The sequence below is a fragment of the Paenibacillus salivarius genome, assembly GCF_051307165.1.
GTDB lineage: Bacteria > Bacillota > Bacilli > Paenibacillales > Paenibacillaceae > Fontibacillus.
Map to the genome: position 1 here is coordinate 3,229,337 of NZ_CP195592.1, position 17,465 is coordinate 3,246,801.

The window sequence follows — 17,465 nt, forward strand, 5'->3', positions numbered from 1 at the left end:
TAAAGGTCAACGTCCTTAATAAGTCCGTTTTTGATCGCCGCCGGATCTCCGGCTACACTTTTACGATATAAGCGCCACCCCGCTCACCGGAATTTACGCTTTCCCGGACAAGCAGCACTTCCCCGCTCATATGTCTGCCGGCGAATCTATACCCTTTGGGTCCTTGATGAGAAAACAGGATATGCTCGCAACCGTCATTGCGTCTGATCGTAAAAGCTGTCGCTTGTTTAGCGTCAACGGGATCTCCGTAACTGTCCAGAACCGGAAGAACCGAAATGACGGGAGCATGGGCGGCTTCCTCCCGGGTTCGGTGGGGAAACAGGATGGTTATGAATGTGGTCAGACCGCTTCCTTTTTGCCGAAACACCGCTTTTAAAGAAGACTTTTTCTCGTTATAATGGCGTGATACGAAACAGGAATCGACCAAGGTCTGCGCAGGAATGAACGGAATCATTCGGAGCGCGGGCTCCCGTTGGCCGGATGAAGCCAGAATACTCCCGTCCGGTTCGACCTGTAAGCTCAAGTCCTCCGCAAAATGAAACGGCAGCGAATATTCATGCTCTCCCCGGGATTTGCAGGTGTCCGCCACAACCCAGTAATTCGGTTTGACGAACAGAATCTGCCTGCGGACAAGAACCGGGTCTTCCAGCCTGAAAAATCCGTCATGGCTTCCTTCGGCATAATCATAGGCGCTCGCCGAGGCCCATACTCGCCCCATCGGACTCGCCACATCGGTCCAATTCCAGGAGTCGACATAGCCGGAAATCGTCCGGCCGTCCACGGACAGCGTGTTGTGCTGGAGCGACTCTTTAAAATATTGGCGGTACTCGTTTTCCATATAAGTATGACGGCCCGGATCGGTTAGGAACTCCTTGCCGTACGCAAAGAGACTGACGTGAAGCAGATCGTCGTGCCCATGGGCGCGGATCACGTCCATATGCCCCGCATCAAAGGCCAAATAATGTGCTTCGCGTTCCCAATTGGATCGCATGAACATATAGCCGCTTTGCGGCAATTCCATGGAAGCCGCTTCGGGCTCCCGACTTTCCAATTGGGAGTACCGCAGGCACCCTTCTTCCCCGAAAAACCAGATTCCCTCAAAATCGAGCACATCATACCCCATGCGCTTAAGGTCGCCTCTTTGAAAAAGCACGGCCCCCCGGGTCAAAACGTCGCGAATGTCGGTACCGTCGCTGTCGCCCAGCATCGGCTGACGTCCGTCCGGCTGGACGAACGAAAGCGAAGCGCTGTACATGCGGTTCAACGTCTCCCATAGCAAAGCCGGGAGCTCGATGTCATTCGCCTCCGCCAAGCGGCAGCATTCGAACAGGCAGTGCAGCACTTCATGATGGTACATCGTGCATTGTTCGTTGTGCATGCCGTCTTCAAACACTTGAAGCTCGCACATTTCCGCGAGCCGTTCCACGGCCGTGTCGAACCACTCCGCGGATTCGGCGAATTCCGGGAACAACACGGAAAGCTGAAACAGTCCGTTGCTTTCAAGGAACCCCCAATTGCTCTGCCGGTCATGCGGCGTGTATGCGAGATTCAGATACATGCCGTGAAGCCTTACCGCTTCCCGGAATAAAGCTTCTTCGTCATCCCCCCACTCGGCCGATTCCCGGACGCAATAGTATCCCTTCAACCAATTCGCGATCCGGATTCCGCTGTCCAGTTTGCGCCAGGTATCTTTGACATTGTAGGCCCGGTCTTTACTGGCACGCACCTCTTCCTCGGTAAGAGGGTTTTGGGCCAGCCAGTCTTTCATCAGCTCGATATATCCCGTAACGTATTTTTCCTCTCCGGTAAGCCAGTAAGCCTGCCCAAGCTCCCCCATATACCTGGCCCGGTTCAGCATGACCATCCATTCGATGTCTCCCTGATGCCTGTAGGTCCAATCAATCCCCTGGGGAAAAGAGACTTCAGTCTCGCAGCGTTCCATATCCCAGCGGTGCGTATAAATAAACGTTTTCCGGCAGGCGAGATCCGCGCGGTGCAGCACCTCGGCGATTTCCTGCGGCCATTGGTCACGGCAGGTAGCCACGATAAAGCCGCGGTCGGACTCCTCCCAGAAAAAACGTCTTGATCTTTGTGTTGCCGGGTTCATCGGTCCTCCCCTTTCACATTTTTTTACTTATCCTGATTGAAGCCATTCATCCAGATGTCTCCGGACGAAATCGTCATCGTTGAGATGCGGATATGCACGATACACGCGTTCGATTTCTTCAAGCTGACCCGTGGAAAGCTCTTCCGACGGGTTCAAGCACCACCGGCCTTGCAGCAATCCTTGTCGTCTCAGCACTTCATGGATTCCCGGGATGCTTCCCCGAAAGCCGTTGGCCGGATCGAATAACGCCGCATTCACATCGGTAATCTGTTGCCCGCGGGTCAGAAGTTCACCCGGTATCGCGCCGCCTTGATCCAGAATCACCCTGATTTCCTCCAGCAACGCAACCGCCTTGGCGGTCCACACTGCCCAGTGTCCAAGCAGGCCTCCGACAATCCGCTTCTCGACCTGTAGCCCATCGATGTCGAACCGGTAAGCCGTCAGCAAATCGGCGACAATATTGTCGTCGTTCCCGGTGTACAAGGCAACTTCGTCACGCCGGCTCGATTCGCACACCGCACGGACGACGTCCAGCGTTTGGTAGCGGTTGAAGGGCGCCATTTTGATCGCCACGACTCCGGGCAATTCCGCCAGTTCCCGCCAGAAGGAATAGCTGAGCAAGCGTCCGCCGACCGCAGGCTGTAGATAGAATCCGAACACGGGTATCACCTTCGTAATCGCTTCCATTCTTGCAAGCAGCTCGGCTTCCGTCCAGTCGTTCAATCCGCCCATACTGACCAATCCCAGGTCGTAACCCAGGTCCGCCGCCGTATCCGCCTCTCGCAGCGCCTGTTCGGTCGAACCGCAAATGCCGGCGATTTTGAGAAAAGGCCGATCCAGTCCTGCTGCTTCGACCTCCTCTGCGGCCAATCTCAACACCGGTTCAAACAAGTCGATCCCCGGGTCCCTGATCTCAAATTGGGTCGAATGCACCCCGACGGCGATACCTCCCGCGCCAGAGGCCATATAATATCGGGTAAGCGCCCTTTGCCGCTTTTCGTCCAGACGCCGGGAGGCGTCAAGCGCCAGCGGATGAGCAGGGATAACAGTCCCCCGCTGAAGCAGTTCCTTTTTCCCGGCGGACAATTCCTTGGCTGAATTCATTAAAACGCACCCTCCCGCTCTTGAAAATGCGTCGGTTTTCCCAAAGTTTCTCCGCCCGCAAGCACCCATTCCGCCGTCCACTCGATCATTTGACGCAGGGACACGGACGGATAACCGAGTAAGCGATGGCTGGCGGACGCGTTGCTGAGCAATGCCGTTTCTCCTTCTGCGCCCGTAAATACCGGGGCTGTGCCGATCGCTTCACCGAAGCGCTCGGCCAACCAGCGGACGGAAACCGCCTCCGGCCCGGTCACGTTTAACGTCACCGACGGCGAATTGCAGTGAAGAAGCGATCGGATCGCCATTTCGTTGGCATCGCCCTGCCAGATCACATTCACCATGCCCATATTCAGATCGATGGGGCGTCCTTCTTTGACAGCGGTTGCAATTTCGAGCAGAATGCCGTAACGCAGATCGATCGCGTAGTTCAAACGAAAGTTCAGCAAGGGCGTCCCGTTTTTGCGCGAAAAATAATCGAATACCCGCTCTCGTCCCAAGCAGGATTGCGCGTATTCGCCCACCGGGGACGGCCTGGTTTCCTCCGACGCCCCGCCTTGCGCCACAGGGGTGAACGGATATATATTCCCGGACGAAAAAGCGACGATCCGGGATGATTTGTACTTTTCGGCGACCCGTCCCGGCAAATACGCATTCATGGCCCAGGTGAAATATTCCCTGCCGGTCGTCCCGAATTTATGGCCCGCCATATAGATGACGTTCGGAGCATCCGGCAGCCCCGCAAGCGCCTCCTCATCAAGCAGGTCGGCCGCGACGGTCCGAATGCCTTCGGCTTCCAGCTCTTCCTGCAGCATGCCGGACGAAAAACGCGATACGCCGATCACCTGCGAATTTTTGCCTGCAGCGGCAAGTCCCCGTTTCGCCAGCTTCGCCAGGCTCGGTCCCATTTTCCCCCCGACCCCGAGGATGAGAATATCCCCATCCAATCCGTGCAGATCACGGATCAATCGCTCCGAGGGAGTGCTCAGCCGGTCCTCCAGCTCTTCTGTCGTTTTCATTCCATTCACCTCTTCTAGTCGATGGATGCTGTTCCATGGTTCTGGATCATATTTACAGTTCCATCGTAGGTTCCACGGGAATAAAAGACAACGACTTTAAATCGTCCATAATTCAACTCCGGCACAAAAAAGCTGCCCCCGCAGGCCTGCAACTTTGCCCTGGCGACAGCCTTAAATGAAATAGCAGGAAAACCTCCATCTAATTTTGATGGAATCGTTGGAAAGCTTTATTTAACGGGAAAAACTCCCTATGAATTCGCCAAAAGTCCAACTCATTTATCCTTTCCGTTAAATTAACGGGAGGTTTTCCCGCTAATTCGGACAATTCAGCCTTCTTGGGTAGATTAGCGGGAGGTTTTCCCGTTACTTAAATGCAAAAAAAAGACGGCGCAGGGAAAAGCCCCTAAACGCCGTCATTTACAACATCCTAACACCTCAAAACGAAATCATCGCCCCGGTCTCGTCAAACACCGCCGACGGATTCCAGCACACTTCCCATACATTGTACTCGGGGTCCGCAAAATAAGCCGATCTGCCGCCCCAAAACGCTTCCTCCGGCTCCTTGAGGATGACCGCGCCCGCTTGCCGGGCTTTTTCGATCGCCGTATCCACCATTTCCGGCTCCTCCACGTTGACGGCCAAAGTGATTCCCCTGAACGACGGCTTTGATTCTTTCACCGCCATCTCTTGCTCGGAGCCCTCCAGATTGGCATCTTTCAACAACTCCCGATAAGGGAACAAGCTCAGCAGCACTCCGGCCGTCGTGAATACACAGTAATCGTCGTTGCTGGTCGGGGTGTCTTCCCATCCTAATCTTTTGTAAAACGCTCTGAGCGTCCCCAGATCATGTGCGCCCAAAGTGACCAAAGTGACTCGCTGCGGTAACATTCTTATCCCTCCAATCGGTATGGTAATCATATCCTACCGCAAATGAAGGAGAATGACTAGGCTGTCTCTTTGCATTTCCGCAATTTTTGTCTTGCCCGGTACAGTAATATTTTGAAATGGGATAATCCGATCCCCATCAAATCGGCCGACTCCTGATACGAAAAACCGTGGATATGGTACAGGAGCACCGCATGTTGCTGATTCGGCGCCAACTCGGCAAGCATGGCGTACAGCTCTTCCTTGCTCTCCGTTGCCAGCGCATTGATTTCGGGCGTTTCTTCGCAAGGAACGTTATGGAAGTATTCGTTCTCGTAGACCGTGGAACGGCTTTCCTTCCGAAGTCTGTCGATATAGGCATTATAGGCGACGCGAAGCAGCCAGGCTTTCGTCTTTCTGCCTTCCATTTCTTCCAACCGGTCGCATGCCCGGCAAAATGTTTCCTGCATCAGATCCTCGGCATTGTGGTGGTTTTGGCATAAATAATACAAATATCGGTAGACGTCATGTTTATATTCGCGATAGATCAAATCCATCGAACGTTTATTCATCTCTTGCTCCCCCTTACATTTCAAAACCGTAGTCGAGCAGCTTGACCGTATCCGACCAAACTCCCCGTTCGCTGGAATGCAGCACTACGGTGATCAGTTCCTTTTCATCCCGGGCGGCCGAACCGACAAGACAATAGCCGGCTTTTTCCGTGTATCCGGTTTTCACGCCGTTGGCTCCGCGAAAATACCACTCTCCGGCGTCGTTCAGCAGCTGATTGCGATTCTGAAAAACATGCTCGCCCGCGCCTTCACCGCCTGTAGAATAAACGGTTTCGCCCACGATGGTCCTAAATTCTTCATTCTTCATCGCCTCTCTGGCGATTAACGCAAGATCGCTCGCGGTGGTATAATGCTCCGGATCATGCAAGCCGTGCGGATTCGTAAAATGGCTGTGCTTCGCGCCGAGCGCCTTGGCCTTCGCGTTCATCAATTCCGCAAAATAGGCTATGGCTTGCTCCGGTTTTTGGGACTCCCCGGTCTCTAACCGGGCTACGTAAGCCGCTGCCGTCCTTGCCGCGTCGTTCCCCGACGGCAGCATCATCGCCGCGGCCAACTCCCGGACCGTCAGCGTTTCGCCGGGAACGAGGCCGGCCGAGCTTTCGTCCGGGGTCCGCTGCAGCACCTCGTCTCCTACCGTGACCGACGCGTCCGGATCGCTTTTTTCCAGCAATAGGAGCGCGGTTAATATTTTCGTCGTGCTTGCGGGATACATTTTCTGATTGGCATGATCGCTGAAAAGGACTTTACCGGATGTTCTATCCATAATCAGAACGGCTTCCCCTTCCAGTCCCGGCAATTCGGGCGTTCGGATGTCGCGCCATTTTTGTTCAATTCGGTCGATGAGCTTGGTGCCGTTCTCCTGTACATATGCGAAGGATAGTTTCTCGTGATAAACGAAAATCAAAACAATGAATAACAGTATCAAATATCTCTTTTTTCCGGACAATGCCGCCAACCCCTCTTTATTTCTCCTACGTGTACCATTATGTCGCCCGAAGTTTGCGTCACGGATAAGAAATTATTAAGATTCCCTTAAGATTTCCCTTCGATTTCCTTAATCCGGAAAAAAAGCCTTAACCCGAAAGCTCGGACTAAGGCTTAAATGTAAAATATATGTTTATCTAATCTCTTGCGGAAGCCGGACCGTAAATACGGTCCGATCCTCGTCGCTTTCCGCGGAAATCGTACCGCCGTGCAGATCCACGATATGTTTGGCAATCGCCAGGCCGATGCCCGATCCCCCGGTTTGCGCGGCCCGCGACTTCTCGACCCGGTAAAACCGGTCGAACAGGTGCGGCAAATCTTGAGCCGGGATCGGTTCGCCGTAGTTCATGACTTCGGTAACCACATCGTTCCCTTCGATGCGCGCGCGGATATCGAGAAGACGCCCGTCGCTCCCGTAGCGGATCGCGTTCGTGATCAGATTCTCGTAAACGCGGCGAAGCTTGTCGCCGTCGGCGATGACGTAGAGCGGCTGCTGGTTCATGAACAGCCGGCACTCCATGCCGTTTTCCTGCAGCTGCCAGCCGAAATGCGCCGTAATCTGATACAGCATTTCCGCCAGATTGATCCGGTTATTGTTTAACTTCATTTCCTTGTTCTGCAGCCGCGTATACTCGAACAAGTCCTGCAGCAACTGCTTCAAACGCAAGGATTCCTCATAAGCCATATTGACATAATATCGCAGCTCGACTTCATCCTTGTACCGGTCTTGTTCGATCAGACCCAGATATCCGGTAATGGATGTCAGCGGCGTCCGCAAATCATGGGATACGTTCGTGATCAGTTCGTTTTTCGTCTGCTCTGCCCTCCGTTCCTCTTCCATGGAGGTCCGGAGCCGGTCCACCATCCGGTTGATGTCCGTCGCAAGCTGGCCCAGTTGGCCCACGTTTTCCACCGGCACTTTGGCGGTAGAGCCTTCTTCGATCTTGTGAACTTCTTCAATCAATTGGGACAGGTACTTCTGTTCATGACGTCTGACGCTTCTCCGGTAAAAATACAGCGAAAACAGCAAGAGAATCGGAACGCCCGCCAAATAATAGGCTTCAGGAAATCCGATGTGTTTGTTCACCAGCCGAATCACCGAATAAACCGTCAATTCGGGAAAAAAGTAATATACCGCTCTCGCAAGCTGGGCGAGCAGCAACAAGGAGACCAGCGAGGTGACGACCGTCCAGAACACCCAGACAAGAAAGCGGATGCTAGCCTTCAATTTTGTAGCCGACCCCCCATACCGTCCGGATCAGCTTCTCCCCGTCCATTTCTTTTTCCAGCTTGTCCCGCAACCGGCTGATGTGCACCGTCACGGAATTGTTGCTCTCGAAATATTTGTCCTTCCAGATCAGCTCGAAAATCTCCTCCGAACCGAATACCCGGCCCGGATGGCTGGCAAGCAGGTAAAGAATGCCGAATTCGATCGGGGTCAATTTGACCGGTCTGCCGTCCACTGTCGCGGTATGCGTCTCCTTATCGATTTGCAGCGAACCCAGCTTGATCAAGTTGTCCTGCGGGGCTTCTTTCGGCTGTGCGGCATAGGACGATCTCCTTAGCAGCGATTTCACCCGGGCCACTAGCTCCAGCGGGTTAAACGGTTTGACCATATAATCGTCCGCCCCGGTCATGAGGCCCGTAATTTTGTCCATATCCCCGTCTTTGGCGCTAAGCATCAAGATCGGCGTGGTCCGGGTTTCGCGTATTTTCAGGCAAACGGAAATGCCGTCCATGCCAGGCATCATCACATCGAGCACGACGAGGTCGATCTCTTCCCGCTCCATCATTTCAAGGGCAAGCAGCCCGTTTTCCGCCAAATGCACGGTATATCCTTCGTTTATCAAATAGATTTCGATCAGTTTCGCAATTTTCTCGTCATCGTCGACGATCAGAATTTGTTTACTCATCCATTAATCATCCTTTAAAATGTGCTGGACATACATTACCATCATATCATGCGCACTTGCCCAACAAACAAAAAAAAGGTTAAAAATCCATTACGAGAATATTAACAACGCCTTTACATCAACTATTCACTTTCCCACCGGACCGGCAAACGAATGACGAATTCCGTCCCCTCGCCGGGCGTCGACCGAACCGAAATGTCCCCCCGGTGAATATCGACGATTTTCTTGACGATGGACAAGCCCAGTCCGCTGCCTCCCTCATTACGGTTCCTCGAGCGGTCCGCTTTATAGAACCGTTCGAAAAGGCGGGGCAAATCCGTCTCATGAATGCCGATCCCCGAATCGGAAACCGTGACAAACACATGATTCCCTTTTGGGACAAGTTTCAGGATAACGGTTCCTCCGGCGGGCGTGAATTTAATGCTGTTGTGCAGGAGATTGATCCATACCTGACTCAGCAAATCCTCGGCCGCTTCGATCTCCGCTTCCTGCAGGTCCAGGTCGATTTGTAGATCCTTCGCCGACCACTGAGGCTCGCAGGACAGCACGATAGCACGAAGCTGGCGGTCCAGGTGGAAGCGGCCCGTTTCAAAGTCCAGCCTGTCCATATCGAGCGCCGACAGCTTTAATAAATTGTCGCTGATTTGCGACAGCCTTCGGCTTTCCCGTTCGATTATATCCAGATAATGGGCACGCTGATCCTGCGTTATTGCAGGATTGCGCAGCGCCTGGGCAAATCCCTGGATCGAAGTCAAAGGCGATTGAAGTTCGTGAGATACATTGGATATGAAATCCTGCCGCATCGTCTCCATTCTGCCAAGCTCACTGGCCATTTCATTAATGCTTCGCGTGAATTCCCTAAACTCCTTATTAATGCCTTGCTCATCCAGATGTACGGAGAAATCTCCTTTGGAAATGCGCCGAAGCGCCTGGATCATCGCGTTCCACATCGCCATTTCCTTTCGTCGAAAAAGCAGGCTTAAAACCATAAAAACCAAGGAGAATATCGTCACGCCGACGATCACATCAATAAGCCCGGCCACATAATTCCAAGGCGGCCTGCCCGTGTAACGGTAAACCGCATTGGTAAGGAGGCGGGCTGCCGTCCAGGAGACGGCCAAAACGAGGAAGACCACAGACATCCCGAACAGATGCTTGATAAACTTCCAGACCGCTTGAAGCGCTCTAGCCGACCGGGATTTCACTCTCCGCACACCTCCAGCCGGTAACCAAGGCCGCGAATCGTCCGGATCCGGAACCCGTATTTCTCTTCGGTGAAGCGCTCGCGCAGCCGGTTGATATGAACGTCTAGCGTTCGCTCGTTCCCTTCAAAATCATAGCCCCAAATTTCCTCGATCAGCTGCTCCCGAGGCAGCGTTCTTCCCGGATTGCTGGCCAGCCGAAACAAAAGCTCGAATTCCTTCAACGGAAGCGTGAAGGCCTCCTCCGCCGTCCCCGCTTCGAAGGATTGCCGGTTCATGCGGAGTCTGCCTGCCGATACGCTCTGCGAAACGATGATTTGATATCTTTTGAGCAAAGCCTTGACGCGGGCGACCAGTTCCGCCGGTTCAAACGGTTTGACCAAGTAATCGTCCGTGCCCAGGTCGAACCCTTTGACGATTTGTCTCGTTTCCCCTTTGGCGGTCAACATCAATAAAGGCATTTCATACAACCGCCTAAGCTCCCGGCAAAGCTCCCAACCGTCCATATTCGGCATCATAATGTCCAGAATGACGAGGTCGGCCGGTTTGTGCTCCAGAATTTCCAGCGCGTCCACTCCGTCCTCCGCCTCCATCGTCTCCATGCCGGCTTCCTCCAGGAAAACCCGCACCAGTTCGCGGATATGCGGGTCGTCGTCAACGATAAGTACTTTTGCCATGCTTGATCAGCCCCTTGTTTCTTCCAGTAAACCTTCGGCGATTTGCAACTGCTGCGCCGCAAACTCCCGGTACATGTCATGCCCCTGGATCAGCTCCTCGTGCGTGCCGCGTCCGGTAACGGTACCCTTCTCGATAAATATGATCTGGTCCGCGCCGACGACCGTAGCCAATCTATGTGCAATGACAATCGTCGTCCGGCCGGCCATCAGATTGTTCAGCGCCTGCTGGACAACCTGCTCCGAGCGGCTGTCCAGGCTCGAGGTCGCTTCGTCGAGCATCAAAATTTTCGGATCGCGCAGCAGGGCCCGCGCAATGGCAATCCGCTGGCGCTGCCCGCCGGACAGCTTGACGCCCCGCTCACCCACATCGGTGTCATAACCTTGCGGCAGTTCGCCGATAAACCCGTCAGCGTAAGCCATGGCGGCAGCTTGACGAAGCTCCTCGTCGCCGACCTCCCGCTCGACGCCGTAGCACAGGTTTTCCCGAATCGTGCCGGCGATGATCGGGCTATCCTGGGACACATATCCGATCAGCGAGCGCCAGGACCGAAGGGAGAAGCTATCGATCGGTTCGTCGCCCAGCAGAATGCGTCCTTCTTGCGGCAGATAAAATCGTTCCAGCATGGAAAACAGCGTCGTTTTCCCTCCGCCGCTCGGTCCGACGACGGCCGTGACGGTCCCCGGCTCCATCCGGAAGCCGATTCCCTTCAGCACCGGTTCATCCGGCTTATAACCGAAGGTGATGTTTTCGAGCGTCACTGGACGATTGCCGTAAACGACCTCTTCGCCCGTATCGAACTCTTCCTCGTCCGCTTCCAGCGTCTCCAAAATCCGTTCGGTAGCGCCCTTCGCTTTTTGCAGTTGAGTGAAGAACGTCGTCAATTGGGTCATCGGCATCACGATCTGGATAAGATACAAAATAAACGCGACCAGCTCGCCCGCCGTAAGGGCCCCCGAAGAGACCTGCATTCCCCCGTAACCGATCACCACGACCAGCAGCATCATCATCACGACGGAAATAAGCGGGCTGATCCAGGCCATGACGAGCCCTTCCTTGACCCCGAATTTCAGCAGATTCGAAATGCCTGTACTTCCTGTGGCATATTCTCTCCGCTCGGCATTCGATGCTTTGACCAAACGAATCTCCGACAAAACCTGGCTCAGCATCGCCGTAAACGAAGCGGTCTCATCCTGCATCCCCATCGAAATTTTGTACATTTTTCTGCCCAGCGGATAAAGCACCAAAGCCGCCAGAGGGATCACGATGAACATGATCAGCGTCATTTTCCAATTCAGGTACAGCAATACGGCGATGGAACCGATAATTGAAATGATTCCGGTGAAGAAGCCGGCCACATGCTCCGAAATGAGCGTCTTGATGACGCCCGTATCGTTTGTCATCCGGCTGACGGATTCTCCGGTCCGATTGTTATCGAAATAGGATACCGGCAGGACGAGCATTTTTTTCCACAGCCGGTCGCGAAGCGAGGCCACCATTTTTTGCCCGATATAATTCAGCAGGAAAATCCCTACTCCGGAGGCAAGCGTTTGACTCGCGAATGCGGCGACGAGCATGATGATTTGCTTCCGGTCCAGTGCGGCCAGCGAAAACCCGTCGACCAGATTTTTGGTAAACATCGGTATCACGAGCCCGACGAGTGTGGATACTATGCTGAGGACTATCGCAATGACCAATAATCCAACCGATGGTTTCGTTTCCTTTAATAAACGGTAAAAGGCACCCTGATTTTTCTTTTGTATGGCTTCCATGTTTCCGTTCTCCTCTCCCGACTCCAAGTCATGACTCTCTCTCAAGTACAGGAAAAGAATATCCCGCTAATATTAACTCAAGTTAAACGGGGACCGTCGTTACAAGTTCTCCACTTCCACGCTGATGACATGGTCGATATGCCGCAGGAAAAGATAAATTTCGGTCGTATATTCGCTTTCCGAAGCGGAGATCACCATGTCCACGCGCTGGCGCCCTTCTTCCAGATCTTTGATTTTCAGTCGCCGAATCCGGTGCTGGTTCTTTTTCGCCCCCCGACCCGTCAAATCCTTACGCTCAATGATACGAATCAGTTCCGAAACGTCGCCGTGATCTCCCATAACCACCTTGATGGATACGTCCCGTTGATTTAGCTTGTAAGGTCCGATCCATTTGATGATGTGCGGAATGCCGTTGACCGAGATAATCAGGAGGATGACGGCAAGCGATGCTTCAATGTAAAAACCCGTCCCGATCGCAATCCCGATACCTGAAGCGGCCCAAATCATCGCGGCCGAGGTCAATCCGGAAATTCCTTCGTTGCTGCGGCGCAATATCGCCCCCGCTCCCAGAAAACCGATGCCGCTGACGATTTGCGCGGCGAGGCGCATCGGGTCCATATTCGGATGGTCCGGCCCTGAAAATTTCTCGAACGCCTCGATGGAGACGATGGTGACCAAACAGCTAGCGATACAGATGACCATGCTCGTTTTGATGCCGAGCGGTTTCTGTTTGAGCTGCCGATCGATTCCGATGAACAGACCGAACAACAAAGCCATGCACAGCTTGAACACCATTTCCAGGTCTAGTTGTTCCATTGTCTCTCTCCTTCATGCATTATAGAGTGAGTATACGTGTATTGCCCCGTTAGGCGCAAATGATAAATACCCGTATCAGGCAAATAAGAAAAACGACCCCGGCTTTTAAGACCAGGATCGCGATTTGATTGTACAAATTATAACCCCGCAATGCGCCGGTAGGTCGCTTCATCGGAGACGACGTACAGCCTGGCGTCTGGCGGAATGGGTTGATCCAGCTTACGGTTAATGCCGAGATCGGCGCGGTCCGCAAGCAAGGTGGCTCCCTGGCTCAAAAGATCATCGAACGCATCCTTGTAGGTCCGCCAAGCAGAGGAGCACGGAACTTCATAAATATCGTCCCCGTGTTGGCGGCTGAGCAATTGGCGAATGACGTCCGGATTCCCCTCCTGCAATGCCGCGCGTACAGCCAATCTGGATATCGCATCGTGCGAAAGCACGAATTCGTTAACCTGCACATGCCGGAAATTCTGAATATGTTTTTCCTGAGTAATCTCTACGGTCGTATGTACCGCCGGGGCAAGCCGTTCGATGCTCGAAGCGATCAAAAGCGATTTCCCGTCGATCAGCGACGTTTCCTCGATCCGGGAATCCGCAAAAATGACCGCTGCCCTGGCCTCGGTAATGTTGGCCTTTTCCAGGATATCATCCGCGGAAGGATCGCCGCTGACAAAATGAACCTGGTGCACATGCTCAAGCGGATGACGGCCGGCTTCATCGATGATGACCATCTGCGTTTTGGGCGAATAGCTTAAAATCTCTTCTACCGCCGACTGCGTTTTTTTGTTCCAATTGATCAATACGATATGATTTCCGCCCCGAAAGCTCAAGGCTCCCGCCCCCCTTTGCCGGGCTATGCTCCCCAGCGAATCGATCACCTTTCCGATCACCAGGCTGAGAAGTCCTATGCCGAAAATGTACAGAAATATGGTGAACGCTTTTCCCTGTACCGTTCCGGCATAGTAATCCCCATAACCCACCGTAGCCATGGTCGTCAAGACCCAATACAGGGCGTTGAACCAAGTTCCGAACGTCGTGGGCTCCAACAAAAAAGCGACCGTCGCGCTAAAGATGATAAAGCCGACGATAATCAAACTGATCGATGTTTTGCGCATCTTCATCAGCTTGGTCGTGATTCTCAGAAAAAAATGCACGGGTCAGTCCTCCCCGATTGAATAAACCGATTAAATAATGAGACTGCTGATCGCAAACGCCGTGCCGATAAATACCAAGCAAAGCAGAATCCCGACGGCCACGTTGCCCTGTTTTAATTGGTCCGATACTTTGAAGCCGGGCGTAAACAGTTCAAAAATCCAATAAGCCGCAATCAGACATACGTACCCTACGGCAAACCACAGCATCATGAACCAGATCGACGTATTTGTATATGCCGCTACGCCAAGGATAATCGCCGTTCCCAGAAATTTGCCGCCCATGGCGAGGGCAGCTGCTTTGTTGCCGTTTTTCAATTCTTCCATATCCTTATACGGCGTCATCCAGCTGAAAATAACCATGCCCAATAATTGAAGCAGGATAATAACAATAACACTTACGATAATATTCACGAAAACCATTAATCCGCCCACCCCCTAAATTTTGCATACGCCATATCGTAGTCGGCAAAATCATGCACTTCCTCCAACACGACCGACGCCTTCTTCTCCGATTTCAGTTTTTCGTAACGAGCATCATCGATCGGCTGCTTCACCCGGTTGCCGGTCGGCAGCTCCAGAACCGCAAAATTTCTCGTTTTTTCCTGATACTCGGTTTTATACACACCGACCAAGTCGACATCCGTCGTAAGCGCAACTTTGAGTTCGGCGATATCCTTTTCGGCGGAAGCTTTGTCCGCGTAAGATTTGATGGTGCTCCAAGCGGACAGTCTTACCTCATTCTTCTGGTTCTCATCCGTTGTCAGCTCCGCGTCCATGAACTGCAAAATCCAGATTTTATCGCCAGTCGCAAAATTGCCGTCATTCGGCAGCAGCTCGTTATCCGGCAGCAGGGTCATATCGCTCCCGATCAGATCTCCGACCGTCGCCTCCTGAATCCGGTAGTCCCACGGAACCCGAGAGGTGGTCAAGGTCGTCTCCGTTCCGGAGTCCGTATGGAATACGCTCGTCGTTTGGTTTCCGCAAGCGCTCAGCACGAATAACGCCAGTGCCGCCAGCGTTAACCAAAGCATGCGTTTCTTTCGCATTTTTATTTCACTCCTATCGCTATAAAATGGCTGGCGTTCCCCGTAATCGGGCCGCCTGCCCGGCCAAGCAGTCCGCATGGAGTTCCGTTGATGACGAACATGCCTGTCAACAGATGAAGTTCGCCTTCAGCCGTTTCGATTTTGGCAAGCTCAGCCCGTTTCTGGTACACCGAAGGGAATAACACGCTGCTGTCGAAGCCTTCCTCGTCTTCAAGCTCCAGCCGGCCTTCCGCATCATACATGCGCACCGAACCGCCTTCGCGGCCAAACATCGACTTCGACACGAAGCCTCCCGAAAATACGGGCTTATTGTATGTCGGGAGCATGTACGCCGAAATGGCTTCCCGTTCCTCCTCATCAAACAGCAGCCCGAGCTCGTATAACCCCCACGCGGCTGCCATGAGGCCTTTCGATTGCAACAGCAAGCTGTGCGGCGGGTTTATGAGCGTTAACCGTCCCGTTTCGATCGCATAGGCCATCGCCTCTCCGGCGTCGTCCACGGCCATCCATTCCTTCGGGTATAAGGCGAACATGCGGCGTATGATTTCCTCGTCTTTATTTTTCAAATCCCCGTTATCAAACCACAGCTCAAGGCAGTCCTCGCACTTCATGTCCCTGCCGCTATGGCGGACAAGCGCCTCGATCGTGCCTGAATCTTCAAGATGCGAGCCGTAAGCCACGCACGCCGCCGTATCCGGCTGTTCCACGGCCCAAGCGGCAGCGACCAGCTCTTTCATCCCGGCGTTCGGCGATTCGAATCCGGCCCGTTTTAAAATCCACGGTGTCGCGATCGATGCCTCCACGTAACCGGTCGGCGTATCCGCGTTCAATTCGAGCAGCTTGATGCTGCCGTTCCCCGCAATGGCGAAATCGAACCTCGCATACCGGCTGATCAACCCGGGCTCGGCGAGCGGAGCCTCATCCAGCATCGGCCAAAGTAATGGCGGAATACCCAGCAGCTCATACAAATCCGGACGCCGATGAATATATCGTACCGTTTTATCCAGAATGGACCATAGCGACTTTGCCGCACGCTCCAATTCTTCGTAAACCGGCCGCTTCAAAAGCACGATTTGATCGATCCAATACTGCTCTTCCTCCAGGTCAGCCCAAGTAAAGCCGAGCTCGTAAAGCTCCCTTACACGGGATTCGCGATCTTTATCCGGCTTTCCGACAACCTCGAACACGCTTCCGGTCATCCTCCGAAAAATCCTTTTCCGCCGCTCGACTTGGAACTGGACGAACCGGAAACCGAACCTGAAGTGCCGGATTTCGAGCCGGACGAAGTCGAGCCGAGATTGCTGGATTTTCCGCCGATGCCGCCGGGGCTCGAGGATGTGGAACGTCTAATAATCGAGCCTTTGGTGGACGTCGATGTTTTTGGCGGTACGACCGATCCGGCCACCGGCTTGTTCTGGAAAGAGCCGCTCGAGTAGTTACGCGGCTGGTAAGGAGTCGTCGTCCCTGCATAGTAGCCGCCGTATTTTTTGTTCCAGCCGCTTGATGAATAGTTGGATCCGCTGTTAAACAGCAAATGGTAAAGCAGCATATCGTCCCAGCCGAATCCGCCGCCGTAATGGTTGATGATCGTCGTGCCTCCGCCGGATGCCGAGCCTTCCGCCGCCCCTGCGGCTCCGCCGTCCTGCTCTTCCGCTTCCGCTAATGGTAGAGGAAGATTCCAATCGACGTTTTTATCAAAGTATTGTTTGACTTCTTCCGATGACCACTCGACAAGCTTCGGTTCATCGCCGGCAGCCGTACCGCTTCCAGCAGCCAACGCCGTGCCCCCGGGCACCAGAAAAGCGTTGGCCAAAAGCGCGATCCCGAGCGAGGTGGATAACACCTTAATCGGCTTGCCTTCCGGCGTAAACAGCTTCGAGCCGTTATTTTCCTTTTCAAATTTGTCTTCCGAACTCAAAACAGCTTCCTCCTTTTCGCGTGGGTCAATCATTCAGTACCGGGACAAGCAGCAATTCCAGAACGCCGTCATCCACGTTTAACCGCCCTTCTATCGTCTCAAATTCTCGGGCTCCCACCACTATATAATTTACATGCTCCAATGCTGCAATCATGGTTGCGTTCCAAATCCGCTCATCAATTTGTTTAATCTCGCCATCCGGCATTTTTTCGAGCATTTTGACAGTCATGCTGTTCTCCAAACCGATCCCATCCTTTCTAAATTAAACGACTATTTAATGATACGATGTTATTGACCGTTAGTTTCAAGGAACCGATAAAGT

The 17,465-nt window shown here is 53.3% G+C and carries 18 protein-coding genes; all 18 read right to left on the reverse strand.

Translation table 11 applies throughout. From position 1 onward, the window contains the following. Positions 1–52: 52 nt before the first annotated feature. The gene (locus tag ACSFXJ_RS14640) at positions 53–2,107 is read right to left on the reverse strand and encodes an alginate lyase family protein (RefSeq protein ID WP_435921076.1); all 2,055 of its coding nucleotides are present in this window, start codon (positions 2,105–2,107) and stop codon (positions 53–55) included. A 27-nt stretch (positions 2,108–2,134) separates the two neighbouring features. After that, complete coding sequence (locus tag ACSFXJ_RS14645) at positions 2,135–3,211, reverse strand: dihydrodipicolinate synthase family protein (protein ID WP_435921077.1); 1,077 nt, start codon at positions 3,209–3,211, stop codon at positions 2,135–2,137. Next, positions 3,211–4,227 carry an NAD-dependent epimerase/dehydratase family protein gene (locus ACSFXJ_RS14650; protein ID WP_435921078.1) on the reverse strand — a complete coding sequence of 339 codons (1,017 nt, stop codon included), beginning with the start codon at positions 4,225–4,227 and terminating at the stop codon, positions 3,211–3,213. The genes ACSFXJ_RS14645 and ACSFXJ_RS14650 overlap by 1 nt, the downstream gene beginning before the upstream one ends. A 435-nt stretch (positions 4,228–4,662) precedes the next feature. Continuing rightward, complete coding sequence (locus ACSFXJ_RS14655) at positions 4,663–5,115, reverse strand: VOC family protein (protein WP_435921079.1); 453 nt, start codon at positions 5,113–5,115, stop codon at positions 4,663–4,665. 56 nt (positions 5,116–5,171) lie between these two features. Further along, positions 5,172–5,663: an RNA polymerase sigma factor gene (locus ACSFXJ_RS14660; protein WP_435921080.1), complete on the reverse strand. Its 492-nt coding sequence runs from the start codon at positions 5,661–5,663 to the stop codon at positions 5,172–5,174. Positions 5,664–5,676: 13 nt separating this feature from the next. After that, positions 5,677–6,618: a D-alanyl-D-alanine carboxypeptidase family protein gene (locus ACSFXJ_RS14665; protein WP_435921081.1), complete on the reverse strand. Its 942-nt coding sequence runs from the start codon at positions 6,616–6,618 to the stop codon at positions 5,677–5,679. Between the two features lie 162 nt (positions 6,619–6,780). Next, positions 6,781–7,875: a sensor histidine kinase gene (locus ACSFXJ_RS14670; RefSeq protein WP_435921082.1), complete on the reverse strand. Its 1,095-nt coding sequence runs from the start codon at positions 7,873–7,875 to the stop codon at positions 6,781–6,783. Continuing rightward, positions 7,865–8,560: a response regulator transcription factor gene (locus ACSFXJ_RS14675; RefSeq protein WP_435921083.1), complete on the reverse strand. Its 696-nt coding sequence runs from the start codon at positions 8,558–8,560 to the stop codon at positions 7,865–7,867. The genes ACSFXJ_RS14670 and ACSFXJ_RS14675 overlap by 11 nt, the downstream gene beginning before the upstream one ends. A 122-nt stretch (positions 8,561–8,682) precedes the next feature. Beyond that, positions 8,683–9,765, reverse strand: a complete 1,083-nt coding sequence (locus tag ACSFXJ_RS14680) for a sensor histidine kinase (RefSeq protein ID WP_435921084.1) — start codon at positions 9,763–9,765, stop codon at positions 8,683–8,685. Beyond that, positions 9,762–10,439, reverse strand: a complete 678-nt coding sequence (locus tag ACSFXJ_RS14685; protein WP_435921085.1) for a response regulator transcription factor — start codon at positions 10,437–10,439, stop codon at positions 9,762–9,764. Before ACSFXJ_RS14685 ends, ACSFXJ_RS14680 begins: the two co-directional genes overlap by 4 nt. Before the next feature lie 6 nt (positions 10,440–10,445). Next, positions 10,446–12,209: an ABC transporter ATP-binding protein gene (locus ACSFXJ_RS14690; RefSeq protein WP_435921086.1), complete on the reverse strand. Its 1,764-nt coding sequence runs from the start codon at positions 12,207–12,209 to the stop codon at positions 10,446–10,448. Between the two features lie 99 nt (positions 12,210–12,308). Further along, the gene (locus tag ACSFXJ_RS14695; protein WP_435921087.1) at positions 12,309–13,025 is read right to left on the reverse strand and encodes an MgtC/SapB family protein; all 717 of its coding nucleotides are present in this window, start codon (positions 13,023–13,025) and stop codon (positions 12,309–12,311) included. A 137-nt stretch (positions 13,026–13,162) separates the two neighbouring features. Further along, positions 13,163–14,179: a potassium channel family protein gene (locus tag ACSFXJ_RS14700; RefSeq protein WP_435921088.1), complete on the reverse strand. Its 1,017-nt coding sequence runs from the start codon at positions 14,177–14,179 to the stop codon at positions 13,163–13,165. Between the two features lie 30 nt (positions 14,180–14,209). Next, positions 14,210–14,599: a DUF350 domain-containing protein gene (locus tag ACSFXJ_RS14705; RefSeq protein WP_435921089.1), complete on the reverse strand. Its 390-nt coding sequence runs from the start codon at positions 14,597–14,599 to the stop codon at positions 14,210–14,212. Beyond that, positions 14,599–15,225, reverse strand: a complete 627-nt coding sequence (locus tag ACSFXJ_RS14710; RefSeq protein ID WP_435921090.1) for a signal peptide protein — start codon at positions 15,223–15,225, stop codon at positions 14,599–14,601. The genes ACSFXJ_RS14705 and ACSFXJ_RS14710 overlap by 1 nt, the downstream gene beginning before the upstream one ends. 2 nt (positions 15,226–15,227) lie before the next feature. Beyond that, entirely contained in the window at positions 15,228–16,424 is a 1,197-nt protein-coding gene (locus ACSFXJ_RS14715; protein WP_435921091.1) for a glutathionylspermidine synthase family protein, read from the reverse strand. Beyond that, the gene (locus tag ACSFXJ_RS14720; RefSeq protein WP_435921092.1) at positions 16,421–17,176 is read right to left on the reverse strand and encodes a hypothetical protein; all 756 of its coding nucleotides are present in this window, start codon (positions 17,174–17,176) and stop codon (positions 16,421–16,423) included. Before ACSFXJ_RS14720 ends, ACSFXJ_RS14715 begins: the two co-directional genes overlap by 4 nt. Then, positions 17,169–17,384 (reverse strand): hypothetical protein, encoded by a 216-nt coding sequence (locus tag ACSFXJ_RS14725; RefSeq protein WP_435921093.1) that lies wholly within the window; start codon positions 17,382–17,384, stop codon positions 17,169–17,171. The genes ACSFXJ_RS14720 and ACSFXJ_RS14725 overlap by 8 nt, the downstream gene beginning before the upstream one ends. Positions 17,385–17,465: the final 81 nt, after the last annotated feature.

Bases quoted from the DNA above. Each gene is read 5' to 3' on its own strand.
- ACSFXJ_RS14705 (WP_435921089.1), bottom strand. From the start codon at position 14,599: ATGGTTTTCGTGAATATTATCGTAAGTGTTATTGTTATTATCCTGCTT.
- ACSFXJ_RS14685 (WP_435921085.1), bottom strand. From the start codon at position 10,439: ATGGCAAAAGTACTTATCGTTGACGACGACCCGCATATCCGCGAACTG.
- ACSFXJ_RS14650 (WP_435921078.1), bottom strand. From the start codon at position 4,227: ATGAAAACGACAGAAGAGCTGGAGGACCGGCTGAGCACTCCCTCGGAG.
- ACSFXJ_RS14715 (WP_435921091.1), bottom strand. From the start codon at position 16,424: ATGACCGGAAGCGTGTTCGAGGTTGTCGGAAAGCCGGATAAAGATCGC.
- ACSFXJ_RS14660 (WP_435921080.1), bottom strand. From the start codon at position 5,663: ATGAATAAACGTTCGATGGATTTGATCTATCGCGAATATAAACATGAC.
- ACSFXJ_RS14695 (WP_435921087.1), bottom strand. From the start codon at position 13,025: ATGGAACAACTAGACCTGGAAATGGTGTTCAAGCTGTGCATGGCTTTG.
- ACSFXJ_RS14675 (WP_435921083.1), bottom strand. From the start codon at position 8,560: ATGAGTAAACAAATTCTGATCGTCGACGATGACGAGAAAATTGCGAAA.
- ACSFXJ_RS14690 (WP_435921086.1), bottom strand. From the start codon at position 12,209: ATGGAAGCCATACAAAAGAAAAATCAGGGTGCCTTTTACCGTTTATTA.
- ACSFXJ_RS14710 (WP_435921090.1), bottom strand. From the start codon at position 15,225: ATGCGAAAGAAACGCATGCTTTGGTTAACGCTGGCGGCACTGGCGTTA.
- ACSFXJ_RS14645 (WP_435921077.1), bottom strand. From the start codon at position 3,211: ATGAATTCAGCCAAGGAATTGTCCGCCGGGAAAAAGGAACTGCTTCAG.
- ACSFXJ_RS14640 (WP_435921076.1), bottom strand. From the start codon at position 2,107: ATGAACCCGGCAACACAAAGATCAAGACGTTTTTTCTGGGAGGAGTCC.
- ACSFXJ_RS14655 (WP_435921079.1), bottom strand. From the start codon at position 5,115: ATGTTACCGCAGCGAGTCACTTTGGTCACTTTGGGCGCACATGATCTG.
- ACSFXJ_RS14720 (WP_435921092.1), bottom strand. From the start codon at position 17,176: ATGATTGACCCACGCGAAAAGGAGGAAGCTGTTTTGAGTTCGGAAGAC.